The following is a 13130-nucleotide window of genomic DNA, read 5'->3' as shown; positions in this document are numbered from 1 at the left end:
AACCGGGAGGCGGCGACAGGAGCGGACCGGGCGGCGGAAGCGGGGGAGTGGGAGGACGAGGGGCACGGCGGGCGGCCCACGCGCCGCGCGGCGCTGCTGAGCCTCGTCGTACTGCTGGTGGCGCTCGTGGCCGTGGGGGGGGGCGCCAAGGCGGTCTCGCCGACCATCGAGTCGGGAGTCGAGTCCGCGGGGCTGCCGCAGGCCGTCGTCGGCGTCGTCATCGCCCTGCTCGTGCTGCTGCCCGAGACCCTGGCCGCCGTACGGGCGGCCCGCCGCGACCACGTCCAGACGAGCCTCAACCTCGCCTACGGGTCCGCCATCGCCAGCATCGGCCTGACGATCCCGGCCATCGCACTCGCCACCGTCTGGATCAAGGGACCGCTGGTCCTCGGCCTCGGCCCCACCCACATGGTGCTGCTCACGCTGACCCTGGTGGTGAGCGGCCTCACGGTCCTGCCGGGCCGCGCGACACTGCTCCAGGGCGGGGTGCACCTCGTGCTCTGCGCGGCGTTCGTCTTCCTCGCGATCAGCCCATAGCGGGAACGGACCGGGACGGCGCCCGCGGCCCGTCGCGTCTCACGGCCCGGCCGCGCGTGCGGCAATCTCCCCGCCCGCCGTCAGGCCGGCTTTCCGCGCAGGTCCACGATCCTGCGGATCTTGCCGACCGAGCGCTCCAGCGTCTCCGGGTCCACGATCTCCACCGCGACCGACACCCCGACGCCGTCCTTCACGGCTGCCGTGATCGTCCGCGACGCCTCGGCCCGCTGCTCGGGCGTCGCACCCTGCCGGGCCTCGGCCCGTACCGTCAGCGCGTCCATCCGGCCCTCCCGGGTCAGCCGCAGCTGGAAGTGCGGGGCGACGGCCGGTGTGCGGAGCACGATCTCCTCGATCTGCGTAGGGAAGAGGTTCACCCCGCGCAGGATCACCATGTCGTCGGAGCGGCCGGTCACCTTCGCCATGCGCCGGAACACCCGCGCGTCGCCCGGCAGCAGCCGGGTGAGGTCGCGGGTGCGGTACCGGATCACCGGCATGGCCTCCTTCGTCAGGGAGGTGAGGACGAGCTCGCCCTCCTCGCCCTCGGGCAGCACCTCCCCGGTGAACGGGTCCACCACCTCCGGATAGAAGTGGTCCTCCCAGATCGTCAGCGACCCCTTGGCCTCCACGCACTCCTGCGCGATGCCCGGCCCCATCACCTCGGAGAGCCCGTAGATGTCGACCGCGTCCAGGGCGAACCGCTCCTCGATCTCCCGCCGCATCCCCTCCGTCCACGGCTCGGCGCCGAAGATGCCCACCTTCAGCGAGGTCGAACGGGGGTCCACGCCCTGCCGTTCGAACTCGTCCAGCAGCGTCAGCATGTACGACGGTGTCACCATGATGATCTCTGGCCGGAAGTCCCTGATCAGCTGGACCTGCCGGGCTGTCATGCCGCCCGAGGCCGGGATCACCGTGCAGCCGAGCCGCTCGGCGCCGTAGTGCGCGCCGAGACCGCCGGTGAAGAGCCCGTAGCCGTACGCCACATGCACCTTGTGGCCCGGCCGCCCGCCCGCCGCGCGGATCGAGCGCGCGACCACGTCGGCCCAGGTGTCCAGATCGTGCTGCGTGTACCCGACGACCGTCGGCAGGCCGGTCGTACCGCTGGAGGCATGGATGCGGCGGATCTCCGACTCCTCGACCGCGAACATCCCGAACGGGTAGTTCTCCCGCAGGTCCGCCTTCGCGGTCAGCGGGAAACGCGCCAGGTCGGCCAGGGACCCGCAGTCCTCGGGACGCACCCCCGCCGCGTCGAAGGCCCGCCGGTAGGAGGCGACGTTCTCGTACGCGCGCCGCAGCGTCGCCCGCAGCCGCTCCAGCTGCAACGTGCCCAGGTCCGCACGGGTCAGCCGCTCTCCCGGGTCGAGCAGAAGTTCCATGGCGCGCGCTCCCCTCTCTCGACCGATCATTCGGTAGAGCGGTCCGGGAACCAGTTATTCAGCCACGACGGCCGACCGTCAATAGGCCGGCGGACGGCCGGGGGACCCGCCACCACTGCGCGCATCACCGAGAGAGCCGCTCGTGCCACCGAGAGCGCGCCGCTCACGCTGTGGCTGACCGCCGAGTGACTCGCTCACAGCCCGACCACGTGCTGGAGGGACCGGACCCGCTCCGACCCGGCCGCGTGCTGGAGGACCTCGCCCACGATCCGGCCGCGTGTTGAGGGACCCACGGGCCCCCGTGCGGGGCTGGCTCCAGGGCCGTGGACGGCTCTTCGCGCACGTCGGCGCCAGCCGTGCCGCGGAGCCCGGGAAGGCCCTCCGTGCAGCCCGCCGCAGACGGCGAAAACGGCCTGGGCGTACGCCTCTCCCGGTCGTCGGAACGCGCCCGCCCCGGCACCGGCCCAGGCGGCGGAACCCGTACGATGGGGGGATGTCCTTCCTCCGCCGCCGCAGCGCAGCCACGCCCGCGGGCCCCGACTTCGACGTCCTGGCCATGGACCCCGGCGACTGGCCGGGCAACCTCGGGGCGGGCCTGCTCCCCGCCCCCGACGGCAGCTGCCAGGGCGTCTTCCTGCGGTACGACCTGTTCGGCGGACGCGGACCCGCGATGATCATCGGCAACCTCCCGGACGGTTCGCCTGCCCGCGAGCTGGGCGAGGGCCAGGTCCCCTTCGAGGTCGCGCAGCTGCTGCTCGCCCTGGAGAACGAGGAGCCCGTCGAGGTCACCGGCGTGGAGGACACGCCCGTCATGCAGGGCGACAACCTCCTCATCGTGCGCCGCCTCAAACTGTCCGAGGACCGTATCTCCTGCGTGCAGTTCGACCGCAGCGACAACGTCCTCGTGACCATCGCCAGCTGGGACCGGCCCATCACGGACGACCTCTACCAGCTGCTCAAGCCGCTGCCCGCGGAGCTGTTCCAGCAGGGCTGACCCCCGCCCCGCCCGTCGGTCCGCCGCCGCCCTGCGAAACCGGGCCCCGTCCCCGAGAATGGACGCACGCCGGGGCCCGCGGTCAGGCCTTCGTGCCCGGTGCCGGACCTTCTTCGAGCGAAGGGTCAGCATGGACAGCAACGACGGCAACGTCCTCACTCCGCGAGAGCTGCGGGAACTGCGCGCTCCGCGGCCGTATCCCGCGGTCTCCCTCACCATGCCGACGCACCGCCGCGATCCGCGCGGGGAGCAGGACACGGTGCGGTTGCGCAACCTCCTCGCGGAGGCGGGCCGCAGGCTGGAGGCCGACCCCGAGGTCCCGCGCGCGGCACGCGGCGCCGTGCGGGAGCAGCTCGACCGGGCCGTCGCCGACACCGACCCGGGCCAAGTCCTCGACGGACTGCTGATCCTCGCCGACGCCCAGGAGCACAGCGTCCGGTACCTGCCGCGCACCGTGCCCGAGAGCGTCATCCTCAGTGACACCTATCTGACGCGCAATCTCGTCGCCGCGACCGCGCAGTCCCGCCCCTACTGGGTGCTCGGTGTATCCGCGGACCGCGCCACCCTGTGGAGCGGCACGGGCGAGTCCCTGCACGAGCACCGGGGCGACGGCTTTCCCATGACACCGCCGCAGACGGACTGGGACGTGGAGCGGGAGGAGCGCATCGGGGACACACCGAGCACCTTCCGCGACGAGGAGACGCGCCGCTTCCTCAAGGCGGTCGACACGGCGACGGGCACCGTGCTGGCCGAGCGCCCCCGTCCGCTCTACCTGGTGGGCCTCGCGCCCGCGCTCGCCCTCCTCGAACAGGCCGGGGACGCCGCCACCCACCGGGCCGTCGGCCGCCTCGTGAAGGGGGGCCTCACCGAGGGGCCCGCCGCGGCGCTGCGCCAGGAACTCCAGCCGGTCCTCGACGCGTACGCGCACCGCGAGAAGTCAGAGGTGCTTCGGCGGCTCGACGCGGCCCGGAGCAGCCGCACATTCGCCGCGGGGCTCGACGAGGTGTGGGAGTCCGTACGGGAGAAGCGCGCCGGACTCGTCGCGCTCGAAGAACACTTCAATGTCACGGTCCGGCTGGACGACGGCCATCTGCTCCCCGTGGAGGACACCGCGGCTGCCTGGCCGGACGTACGCGACGATCTCGTGGACGAACTCGTCGAGGCCGCGCTCGACGGCGGCGCCGAGGTGGTGTTCCTCCCCGACGACACCCTCGACGAGCGCGGCAGGATCGCCGCTGTCCTGCGGTACTGACAGCCGGGGGCGCGCTCCTGGGAAGGCGCCGCCGACGGCGTGCGTGCTCCCGACGGCGGCCTGTCCCGCGCGTCTCCTCAGCGGGTGCCGACGGCGGCGCGCACCGCGCGGCGCGCGAGGGCGCAGTCGTCGTGCAGCCGACGCAGCAGCAGGCGCTGTTCCTCGCCCGGCGCGAGCCCGCTCTGGGTCTGCGCCGTCTGCCCGGCCGGCGGCGCCTCGCGCAGGGTGCGCTGTACGGCCGTCTCGTACATCCGGATCTCACGGGTGAGCACCAGCATCAGGTTGACGAGGAAGGCGTCGCGCGCAGCGGGCCCCGCCTGCTGTGCGAGCTTGCTGACCTCGCGGCGGGTCCCCGGGTCGTCGCCGAGCACGGTCCACAGCGTCGCCAGGTCGTAGCCCGGCAGATACCAGCCCGCGTGTTCCCAGTCGACCAGGACGGGACCTGTCGGCGACAGCAGGACGTTCGACAACAGGGCGTCACCGTGGCAGAACTGACGGGCCGGGTTGCGGTCGGCGGCGATGCCGTGCAGCAGTTTCTGCAGGTCGCCCAAGTCGCGGTCGGTGAAAAGGCCCAGCTCGTGGTAGCGGGAGATCCGCGACGCGTAGTCCAGCGGGGCGTCGAACCGGCCGGCCGGCGGCTGCCACGCGTTGAGCCGCGTGATCGCACCGAGCACGGAACGGATGTCGGCGCGCGGCGGCGCCTGCAACGGGTGCCTCGCCAGCGCGGCCGGACGGCCCGGAATCCGCTCGAGGACCAGCGCGCCGCCCGCGGGGTCGGCCGCCACCAGGCGCGGTACGCGCACCGGGGGGCGGTGCCTGACGAACGCGCGGTACGACGTTATTTCGTGGCGGAACCGCTCCACCCACAACGGCGACTGGTCCAGCAGACACTTGGCGACGACCGTGGCCCGCCCCGCGGACCCCACCAACAGCACCGACCGGCCGCTGCGGCGCAGCACCTGCGCCGGGTGGAACTCGGGACAGATCCGGTGCACGGAGGTGACCGCCGTCCGCAGCTGCGCACCCTGCGGCCCGGACAGATCGAGCCTCCCGCTGACCTGGGCGGTGCCCGCACCCGCCGGGCGCCGCCCCTGGCCGGGCGCGGCGTACGGTCCGCCACCGGGCATGATCGTGCGCGGCGAGCGGGAGGGGGCGGACACGGAGGCCGATGCTGTGTACATGGGCGAGACAGATCCCTTCGTGTGCCGACGAATTGTGTGCGCCCCCGCCCCGGCACCCCGGCACCCTGGGGAATGCCCCGGGCCACCGGGGCGGGATGGCGCCTTCCTACCTGACACCGGTACGCGGGTGGCACACCATCTGGCGCACCCTGGCGAACCCTGGCGAATAGTCGCGGCGCATCTGCCAGGGGGCTACTGTCAAGTCAGCCGAGAACCTGGGGGCTTGATTGTGAGTGGAGAACCCAACACCCGCCTGTCCGACCTGTTCGGCCTGGCAGGCTGGTCGAAGGGCGAGCTCGCGAGGCTGGTGAACAAGCAGGCGGCGGCCATGGGCCACCCCCAACTGTCCACCGACACCTCGCGGGTGCGGCGGTGGATCGACATGGGGGAGACCCCCAGGGACCCGGTGCCGCGGGTGCTCGCGGCTCTGTTCACCGAGCGGCTCGGTCGTGTCGTGACCATCGAGGACCTCGGGTTCGTACGCACCGGGCGCGCGGGGAAGCGGCAGGACGCCGGGAAGACGGAGAAGCACCCCGACGAACTGCCGTGGGCGCCGGAGCAGACGGCGGCGGTCCTCACCGAATTCACGGGAATGGACCTCATGCTCAACCGACGCGGCATGGTGGGCGCGGGCGCCGCGCTCACCGCGGGCTCCGCACTCAGCGGCGCCATGCTCGACTGGCTGCACACCGACCCCGTACTGACCGCCGACGCTCCCACGGTGGACGACCCGTTGCCCGCGGGCCCCGCGGGGTCCGACCGCTACGAGGCGGCCCCCGTCGGGTCGCAGGAGATCGACGCGCTGGAGCGCTCCGTCGAGGTGTTCCGGGCCTGGGACGCCGCGCGGGGCGGCGGCCTCCAGCGCAAGGCCGTGGTGGGGCAGCTCAACGAGGTGGGCGGCATGCTCGCCTACCGCCACCCCGAGTCCATCCAGCGGCGCCTGTGGGGCGTCGCCGCCAACCTCGCCGTGCTCGCCGGGTGGATGTCCCACGACGTGGGCCTCGAACCCACCGCCCAGAAGTACTTCGTCATCGCCACCCACGCGGCCCGCGAGGGCGGCGACCGGCCGCGCGCCGGTGAGGCGCTGTCCAGGGCGGCCCGCCAGATGGTGCACCTCGGCCGGCCCGACGACGCGCTCGACCTGATGAAGCTCGCCTCGTCGGGCTCCGGCCGGCGGGCCGTACCGAGGACGCGGGCCATGCTGCGCACCATCGAGGCGTGGGCCGAGGCGGCCATGGGCGACGGACGCGCGATGCGGCGCACGCTCGGCGAGGCGGAGGAGCTGTTCGTCTCCGACCTGACCGGCGACGAACCGCCGAGCTGGATGGAGATGTTCGACGAGGCGGATCTGCACGGCATGGAGGCCCTCGCCTTCCGTACGCTCGCCGACCACGATCCCGCCGCGGCGGCCACGGCACGCAAGCACGCGGGCAAGGCGCTCGACCTGAGGGCGGAAGACCGGAAACGGTCCACGATCTTCGACTACCTGTCGATGGCGTCGGCCTGTTTCATCGGCGGTGATCCCGAGGAGGCGGACCGGTACGCGCGCCTCGCACTGGTGTCGATGGGGGAGACCTCCTCGCACCGCACCTGGGACCGGCTCCGTGAGATGTACCGGCTCACCGGCAGGTACGCGGGGTCCGGGACGATCGACGCGTTGCGCGGCGAGATCGAGACGGCCCTGCCGAAAGGGCCGCAGCGCAGGCGTCGGGCGGACGTCTAGGCCGTCGTGGGCGCGGGTTCAGGTGGCGCGGGCCACCAGCACGCAGGCGTCGTCCGTGCGGGGCGTGCGGGGTCCGTCGAACTCCGCCGCCACGAGCGCCGCGCACTCCTGCGCGCTGCCGGCCGCCGTCAGCGCGGGCGCGAGCGACAGCAGCCGCGCGTCCGCACCGGGGGCGAGCGCCTCCGTGCGCAGCACCAGTACGTCGCCCGGCAGCAGCCGGACGTCGGCCTGCTCGTACGAGGCCCCCGGGGTCGCGCCGAGCAGTACGCCGTCCGGCCGCGTCAGCGCGCGCCCGGTGCCGTCCCGGAACAGCAGCGGTGCCGGATGCCCGGCCTGCGCCCACGAGAACGTCCTGGTCGAAGGCCGGTAGCGGGAGCAGAGCGCGCTGCTGAGCGTCGGCTGCTCCTGCGCGTCGATGAGCCGGTCCAGATGGCCGAGGAGCGGACCCGGCTCGATCCCGGCGACGGACAGGCCGCGCAGCGCGCCGCGCACCATGGCGATGGAGGAGTCGGCGTACGCGCCGTGGCCCGTCAGGCCGCCGACGGCCAGGAGCGTGTCGCCCGCGGGCGGCTCCCCCGGCAGTTCGAACACGTCGCACCAGTCGCCGCCGAGCGGCGTGCCCCGCGCGCCCCGCGGGCAGTACGCCGCCACGTCGAGTGCCGCGGGACCGGCGGGTCGCGACGACCCCGCGGGAGCGTACCGGGTCGCGGGCGCCGTCGTGTCCTCGAACGTGGCGGCCACGCGCGCGCGTTCGCGCGGGGACGCCGGGCCGCGGTCGCGGGCGACCGACGCGCCGGACGCCCTGACCGCGCGCTCACCCCTGCGCAGGTCGCTGACGTCCCGTACCACGGCCCACATGGACGCCGTGCAGCCAGAGCCGTCGAGCACCGGCTCGCCCATCATGTGCACCGTACGCACCTGGCCGTCGTGGTGTACGACGCGGAACTCGCCGTCGATGGGGCGCCCGTCGACCAGGCATGCCGTCACCATCGTGGTGAGCAGGGCACGGTCCTCGAAGAACACCAGCGAGGGCAGCTCGTCGAGCGACATGGGGCCGCTGGAGCGCGGCCGGTCCAGGATGTCGAACAGCTCGTCGGACCAGCTGGCTTCGTCGGTGAGGAGGTTCCACTCCGCGCTCCCGACCCGGCCGGTGAGCGGCCCAGGCAGCGGCGCGCCCTCGACGTCGCCCGCGCCTTCGGCCCCGCTCGGCCGGCCGGCCCGTAGTTGGTCCAAGTGCGCACCCAGGTCGTCCAGTTGGTGGACAGCCAGATCGCACAGAGCGCGTTGCCAGCGCCAGAGTGTGTCGTCCTCGTCGGCCGCCGCGTCCTGCCGCACCGCGTCGACCTCGCCGCGCAGGCGGCGGGTCTGCGTGATGAGCGCGTCCACCATGCCCCGCTCGGGCGGCGGGGCGTTGCGGTCCGCGAAGAGAGGGGGCGGCATCTGTCTACTCCGATACGGGCGCTGTCTTACGCGTCTGGCTGATGGACCGTAACGACTCTCGCACAGGCACCTGTACCTCGTAAGCCATTTGGCAACACTCGGTACGTGCATGCATACGGCATATGTCAATCATGCTCCATGCCCGCGCGCCCCGGTCCACCGGGTTCCGGCTTCCCTCCACTCGCGCCTGCCGCCCTGTTCGCGCGATGCGGCCGCCGGGGGAGCGGGTCGCAGATCCGCGTTTCTGGTCCATACCAACTGCTTGACGTGTACATGGGGCAAGTCTTAAATCAAGGGATGAAATAAGCGTCCGAAGGCCGGCGCCCTCCGGGGTGCCGGCCTTCGGACGGCGGTATGTCATACGCGTGATGCTCACCCCCTCATGCGTTCGCCCCCACCGGAAGCGATGTGATGACCTGTGCGAACTCCCTGGATGCGAAGACTCGCACTCTCCGCCGCGGCCCTGCTGTGCTGCTCGGGCGCGGTCGCCGCGGGCGGCTCGTTCACCGACGACTTCGACGGTCCCGCGGGGCAGGGCCCCGACGGCAGCAAGTGGACCACCGAGACCGGTGACAACGTCGACAACCACGAGCGCGAGTACTACACCCCGGGCAACGCCAACGCGAAGCTGGACGGCCAGGGCCACCTGGTCATCGAGGCGCGCAAGGAGAATCCCGGCAACTACCAGTGCTGGTACGGCCGGTGCGAGTACACCTCCGCCCGGCTCAACACCTCGGGCAAGTTCAGCGCGCAGTACGGACACGTCGAGACCCGGATGAAGATCCCGCGCGGCCAGGGCATGTGGCCCGCCTTCTGGATGCTCGGCGACGACATCGGCAGCGTCGGCTGGCCCAACAGCGGCGAGGTCGACATCATGGAGAACGTCGGCTTCGAGCCCGGCAGTGTGCACGGAACCATCCACGGGCCCGGCTACTCCGGCGCCGACGGCATCGGCGCCGGCTACACCCTTCCCGGCGGCCAGGCGTTCGCGGACGCGTTCCACACCTTCGCCGTGGACTGGTCGCCGAACTCCATCACCTGGTCCGTGGACGGCCAGACCTACCAGACCCGCACCCCGGCCGACCTCGGCGGCAAGACCTGGGTCTACAACAAGCCGTTCTTCCTCATCCTCAACCTCGCCGTCGGCGGCTACTGGCCCGGCGACCCCGACGGCTCCACCCCCTTCCCGTCCCAGCTCGTCGTCGACTACGTGCACGTCACCACGAGCAACACCACACCGCCCGCGGGCACACACACCATCACCGGTATCGGCGGCAAGTGCATGGACGTCGCCTCCGCGAGCAACGCCAACGGCACGCCCGTACAGCTCTACGACTGCAACGGCTCCAACGCCCAGGCGTGGACGGTCGGTTCGGACGGCACCCTCAAGGCGCTCGGCAAGTGCCTCGACGCCACGGGCAACGGCACCGCCGACGGCACACAGCTCCAGCTGTGGGACTGCACCGGCGGGGCCAACCAGAAGTTCACGCCCAACGCGGCGCACGACATCACCAACCCGCAGGCGAACAAGTGCGTGGACGCCACCGGCCAGAGCTCGGCCAACGGGACCCGCCTTCAGCTGTGGACCTGCACCGGGACATCGAACCAGAAGTGGACAGTGAACTGACGGCCGCACCCGGGTGACACCTCAGGACGCCGGGCCCGGCACCGGGGGCCCCCCCCCCGCCGGTTCCACCTCCAGGTACCGGCGCCGCCGCGGGCCCCGGTACAGCAGCGCCTCCCACCCGCGCTCCGCGAGCACCCGGGCACACCGCTTCAGGGTGGACTCCTCCTCGTACGCCGCGCCGGAGCCGTCCGGCCCGAGCCACTCCACGAGGACGGTGCCGGGCCGCTCCCCCTCCCGTACGGCATAGCCCGTCGCGCTGCGGACACCGCCGGCGTCCACCGCCGACGGCGCCAGGCCCGCGGCCTCCAGCACCAGAGCCACCGACCGGACGGGCCGCAGCCGCTCCCAGGGCGCGGGCACGCCGACCGGATCGCCGTGGCCCCGATGGGTCACGCGCCGGATCTGGAGCAGCCCCTCGTACGCCACCGACACCTCGGCGGCCCGCCCGCCCGGCGCCGTGCCGTGGGGCTCGGGCCCGTGGCCCGTGGCCGCCGTGAAACCGCCCGCTCCCGCTCCGTCGTCCGCCACACCGCATCCAAGCACGGCCGGCTCCGCCGCGTCACCGCGTGGCAGGCGCCGCCCGGCGCCGCGCGGCTGTCCGCCGTGATCGTGCCGCCGGGACACACGGGACGCCCCCGCCGGTTCCCCGGCCCCCGCCCGTCCTGCTGGCGATACGCTCCGCACGGCCGTACGGTGGACGTGCGACCGACTACGCGACGTGACCGGACAGGTCGGACGGGCGGACAGCACCATGACGGAGAACGAAGGAATCGCATCGCAGATGGCCATCTGCAGCCATCTCGCGGATGTGGAACCGGTGACCGCGGACAGTGAGGACACGTGTCCCGACTGCGTGGCCGTCGGGGACTCCTGGGTGCACCTGCGGGAGTGCCAGAACTGCGGGCACGTGGGCTGCTGCGACTCCTCCAAGAACAAGCACGCCACCGCACACCACAACGCGACGGGTCACCCGCTGATCCGCAGCTACGAGCCCGGTGAGGGCTGGTGGTGGTGTTACGACGACGGTGTGGCCTTCGAGGTCGAGGGGATGGGGCCGGTCCGCCCCCTCTGACCCAGCCCCTCTGCCCCGGCCACGCGCGCCGGCCGGGGGCTCCCGGTCTCAGGCGGGCGTCACCGTGAAGAGCGCGCCGTCCGGGTCACGCAGGGTGGCGTCGCGCTCCTGCGCTCCGTCCGCGGCGGCCTGCACCAGCGCCCCGCCGAGCGCCACCGCCGCCGCGACCGAACGGGCGACGTCCGGCACCCGGAAGTACACCCGCCACCTCGGCCGCGCCCCGGGGTCGGCGGACGACGGGGACGCCCCGCCGCCGATCCGCGCCACCACCCGCCCGCCCTGGCGCAGCACCGCGTCCCCGTCCTCGTACACCGGCGACAGCGCGCTGCCCTCGTCGTCGGACCAGCCGAGCACCTGGCCGTAGAAGCGTGTGGCGTCGGACGCGTCCCGGGTGCGCAGTTCGAGCCACGCGGGCGCGGAACCCTGCCCCACCGTCCAGTCGGACCGTACGGCACCCTCCCAGATGCCGAAGGCCGCGCCGTCCGGGTCGGTGGCGAGCGCGGCACGGCCGGTGTGGAAGGCCAGCGGGCCGACGGCGACCGTCGCACCGCGCTCCCGAATCCTGGCCGCCGCCGTGTCGACGCCCGCGACCGCGAAGTACGGCGTCCAGGCGGCGCTGACCGGCAACGACGCGGTGAGGCCGCCGATACCCGCGACGGGGGAGCCGTTGGTGAGCGCGACACAGAAGCCCTCCCCGAGGCTGGTGTCGCGGTAGGTCCACCCCAGCACGTCGGAGTAGAAGCGCTGAGCGGCGGCCAGGTCGCTGGAGATCAGGGTGACCCAGCACGGTGCCCCCGCGACCGTGTCCGAAGGCGCCTTCTTGTCCTGATCCATCTCCATGCGGCTCTCTCCACCCGGCTCGACAGCGTCCCTGACGCCCTACTCTGCCAGGTGGGCGGGGCAGCCACGGACGTCGGGTACCATCCGGCCCCCGTCCCGTCCCGCTCAGCGCACCAGCAGCTCCAGGCCGCCCAGCACCGTCGCGGCGATCACCAGCCGTTCGAAGAGCGACTGGTTGAGGCGGTCCGCGCAGATCCTCCCGAGGTACGCGCCGGGCGGGACGAACGCCACCAGCGCCGCGTCCAGCAGCAGGGAGCGGCCGTCGATCAGGCCGAGGCCCGCGCTGAAGGGCACCTTCGCCACGTTGACGATGAGGAAGAACCAGGCGGCCGTGCCGAGGAACTGCCATTTCCTGAAGCCCGCCGAGATCAGGTACAGCGACATCACGGGGCCGCCCGCGTTGGCGACCATCGTGGTGAACCCGCCGAGCACGCCGTACGAACCCGCCCTGAACCGCCCGCCCTTGGGGCCGCGCTCACGCGCTCCCCGCCGGGACGGAGGCCCGTCCAGGACCGCTTCAGGCTCCGGCCCGGGCTTCGCCCGCGGTGCGCCGGCCGGGGCGTCGGGCGCGTCAGGGTCCGCCGGGTCCGCCGGCGCCGCGGGTCCCGGCCGGCCCGCGGAGCGCCTGCGCCACACCGTGACGCCCGCCATCAGCAGCAGGATCGCCCCGATCGAGGTGCGTACCACCGTGTCGTCGGCCCGGGCCAGGAACAGCGTGCCCACCACCACGCCCGCCGCGACCGCGGGGAACAGCCGGAGCAGGGTGGGCCAGTGCGCGTGCCGCCGGTAGCTCAGCACGGCGATCAGGTCCCCCGCGATGAGGAGCGGCAGCAGCACCCCCGTCGACAGGCGGGCCGGCAGGACGGCGGCGAAGACGGCGAGGGACACCGTGTTGGCGCCGCTGACCGCCGTCTTGGAGAACCCCACGAGCGCGGTGGCGGCGGCGAGAGCGAGGAACTCCCCGATCGATATACCCATGGCGGAGAACGATGCTATGCCCTGCCGTCGCTGCCGTCGCTGCCGTCGCTGCCGTCGCTGCCGTCGCTGCCGTCGCTGCCGTCGCTGCCGTCGCTGCCGTCGCTGCCGTCGGC

12 protein-coding genes are annotated in these 13130 nt (G+C 73.1%); 6 read left to right on the top strand and 6 right to left on the bottom strand.

Translation table 11 applies throughout. The features are described 5' to 3' along the window. Nucleotides 1-537 (top strand): ion transporter permease (locus LCE31_RS25260; protein WP_225017939.1); only part of this gene is annotated, 537 nt, incomplete at its 5' end. A gap of 80 nt (nucleotides 538-617) precedes the next feature. On the opposite strand, the gene paaK is transcribed toward LCE31_RS25260, so the two are convergent. Next, entirely contained in the window at nucleotides 618-1910 is a 1293-nt protein-coding gene (gene paaK, locus LCE31_RS25255) for a phenylacetate--CoA ligase PaaK (RefSeq protein ID WP_225017938.1), read from the bottom strand. Between the two features lie 493 nt (nucleotides 1911-2403). Between paaK and LCE31_RS25250 the strand changes: the two genes are divergently transcribed. Beyond that, entirely contained in the window at nucleotides 2404-2904 is a 501-nt protein-coding gene (locus tag LCE31_RS25250; protein WP_225017937.1) for a hypothetical protein, read from the top strand. Between the two features lie 130 nt (nucleotides 2905-3034). Beyond that, nucleotides 3035-4156: a baeRF3 domain-containing protein gene (locus LCE31_RS25245; protein ID WP_225017936.1), complete on the top strand. Its 1122-nt coding sequence runs from the start codon at nucleotides 3035-3037 to the stop codon at nucleotides 4154-4156. 77 nt (nucleotides 4157-4233) lie between these two features. Here the strand turns inward: LCE31_RS25245 and LCE31_RS25240 are convergent, their stop codons facing one another. After that, nucleotides 4234-5337 carry an aminoglycoside phosphotransferase family protein gene (locus LCE31_RS25240; protein ID WP_225017934.1) on the bottom strand — a complete coding sequence of 368 codons (1104 nt, stop codon included), beginning with the start codon at nucleotides 5335-5337 and terminating at the stop codon, nucleotides 4234-4236. A gap of 229 nt (nucleotides 5338-5566) precedes the next feature. On the opposite strand from LCE31_RS25240, the gene LCE31_RS25235 reads away from it, so the two are divergent. Continuing rightward, entirely contained in the window at nucleotides 5567-7060 is a 1494-nt protein-coding gene (locus LCE31_RS25235) for a DNA-binding protein NsdB (RefSeq protein ID WP_225017940.1), read from the top strand. Between the two features lie 18 nt (nucleotides 7061-7078). Here LCE31_RS25235 and LCE31_RS25230 read toward each other — a convergent pair whose 3' ends face one another. Continuing rightward, a complete protein-coding gene (locus LCE31_RS25230) occupies nucleotides 7079-8500 on the bottom strand; it encodes a SpoIIE family protein phosphatase (protein WP_225017931.1) in 1422 nt (473 codons plus the stop codon). A gap of 433 nt (nucleotides 8501-8933) precedes the next feature. On the opposite strand from LCE31_RS25230, the gene LCE31_RS25225 reads away from it, so the two are divergent. Then, nucleotides 8934-10127: a family 16 glycosylhydrolase gene (locus LCE31_RS25225; RefSeq protein ID WP_225017929.1), complete on the top strand. Its 1194-nt coding sequence runs from the start codon at nucleotides 8934-8936 to the stop codon at nucleotides 10125-10127. 21 nt (nucleotides 10128-10148) lie between these two features. Here LCE31_RS25225 and LCE31_RS25220 read toward each other — a convergent pair whose 3' ends face one another. Continuing rightward, nucleotides 10149-10655 carry a hypothetical protein gene (locus LCE31_RS25220; protein WP_225017927.1) on the bottom strand — a complete coding sequence of 169 codons (507 nt, stop codon included), beginning with the start codon at nucleotides 10653-10655 and terminating at the stop codon, nucleotides 10149-10151. 253 nt (nucleotides 10656-10908) lie between these two features. Here LCE31_RS25220 and LCE31_RS25215 point away from each other — a divergent pair, with 253 nt between their 5' ends. After that, entirely contained in the window at nucleotides 10909-11199 is a 291-nt protein-coding gene (locus tag LCE31_RS25215) for a UBP-type zinc finger domain-containing protein (RefSeq protein ID WP_225017925.1), read from the top strand. Between the two features lie 48 nt (nucleotides 11200-11247). Here LCE31_RS25215 and LCE31_RS25210 read toward each other — a convergent pair whose 3' ends face one another. Both LCE31_RS25210 and LCE31_RS25205 read right to left on the bottom strand, forming a co-directional pair. Then, entirely contained in the window at nucleotides 11248-12039 is a 792-nt protein-coding gene (locus LCE31_RS25210; protein WP_225017923.1) for a VOC family protein, read from the bottom strand. Nucleotides 12040-12144: 105 nt separating this feature from the next. Next, complete coding sequence (locus tag LCE31_RS25205; RefSeq protein WP_225017921.1) at nucleotides 12145-13017, bottom strand: sulfite exporter TauE/SafE family protein; 873 nt, start codon at nucleotides 13015-13017, stop codon at nucleotides 12145-12147. Between the last annotated feature and the right edge of the window lie 113 nt (nucleotides 13018-13130).

Source organism: Streptomyces sp. 8L (genome assembly GCF_020176795.1).
In the GTDB taxonomy this organism is placed as follows: Bacteria; Actinomycetota; Actinomycetes; order Streptomycetales; family Streptomycetaceae; genus Streptomyces.
Note: the sequence above shows the minus strand (reverse complement) of the source record. Positions and strands in the feature narration are given on the sequence as shown.

Excerpts from the sequence above, each read along its gene's own strand:
- paaK (WP_225017938.1), bottom strand. The coding sequence starts at position 1,910 with ATGGAACTTCTGCTCGACCCGGGAGAGCGGCTGACCCGTGCGGACCTG.
- LCE31_RS25250 (WP_225017937.1), top strand. The coding sequence starts at position 2,404 with ATGTCCTTCCTCCGCCGCCGCAGCGCAGCCACGCCCGCGGGCCCCGAC.
- LCE31_RS25245 (WP_225017936.1), top strand. The coding sequence starts at position 3,035 with ATGGACAGCAACGACGGCAACGTCCTCACTCCGCGAGAGCTGCGGGAA.
- LCE31_RS25240 (WP_225017934.1), bottom strand. The coding sequence starts at position 5,337 with ATGTACACAGCATCGGCCTCCGTGTCCGCCCCCTCCCGCTCGCCGCGC.
- LCE31_RS25230 (WP_225017931.1), bottom strand. The coding sequence starts at position 8,500 with ATGCCGCCCCCTCTCTTCGCGGACCGCAACGCCCCGCCGCCCGAGCGG.
- LCE31_RS25225 (WP_225017929.1), top strand. The coding sequence starts at position 8,934 with ATGCGAAGACTCGCACTCTCCGCCGCGGCCCTGCTGTGCTGCTCGGGC.
- LCE31_RS25215 (WP_225017925.1), top strand. The coding sequence starts at position 10,909 with ATGGCCATCTGCAGCCATCTCGCGGATGTGGAACCGGTGACCGCGGAC.
- LCE31_RS25210 (WP_225017923.1), bottom strand. The coding sequence starts at position 12,039 with ATGGAGATGGATCAGGACAAGAAGGCGCCTTCGGACACGGTCGCGGGG.
- LCE31_RS25205 (WP_225017921.1), bottom strand. The coding sequence starts at position 13,017 with ATGGGTATATCGATCGGGGAGTTCCTCGCTCTCGCCGCCGCCACCGCG.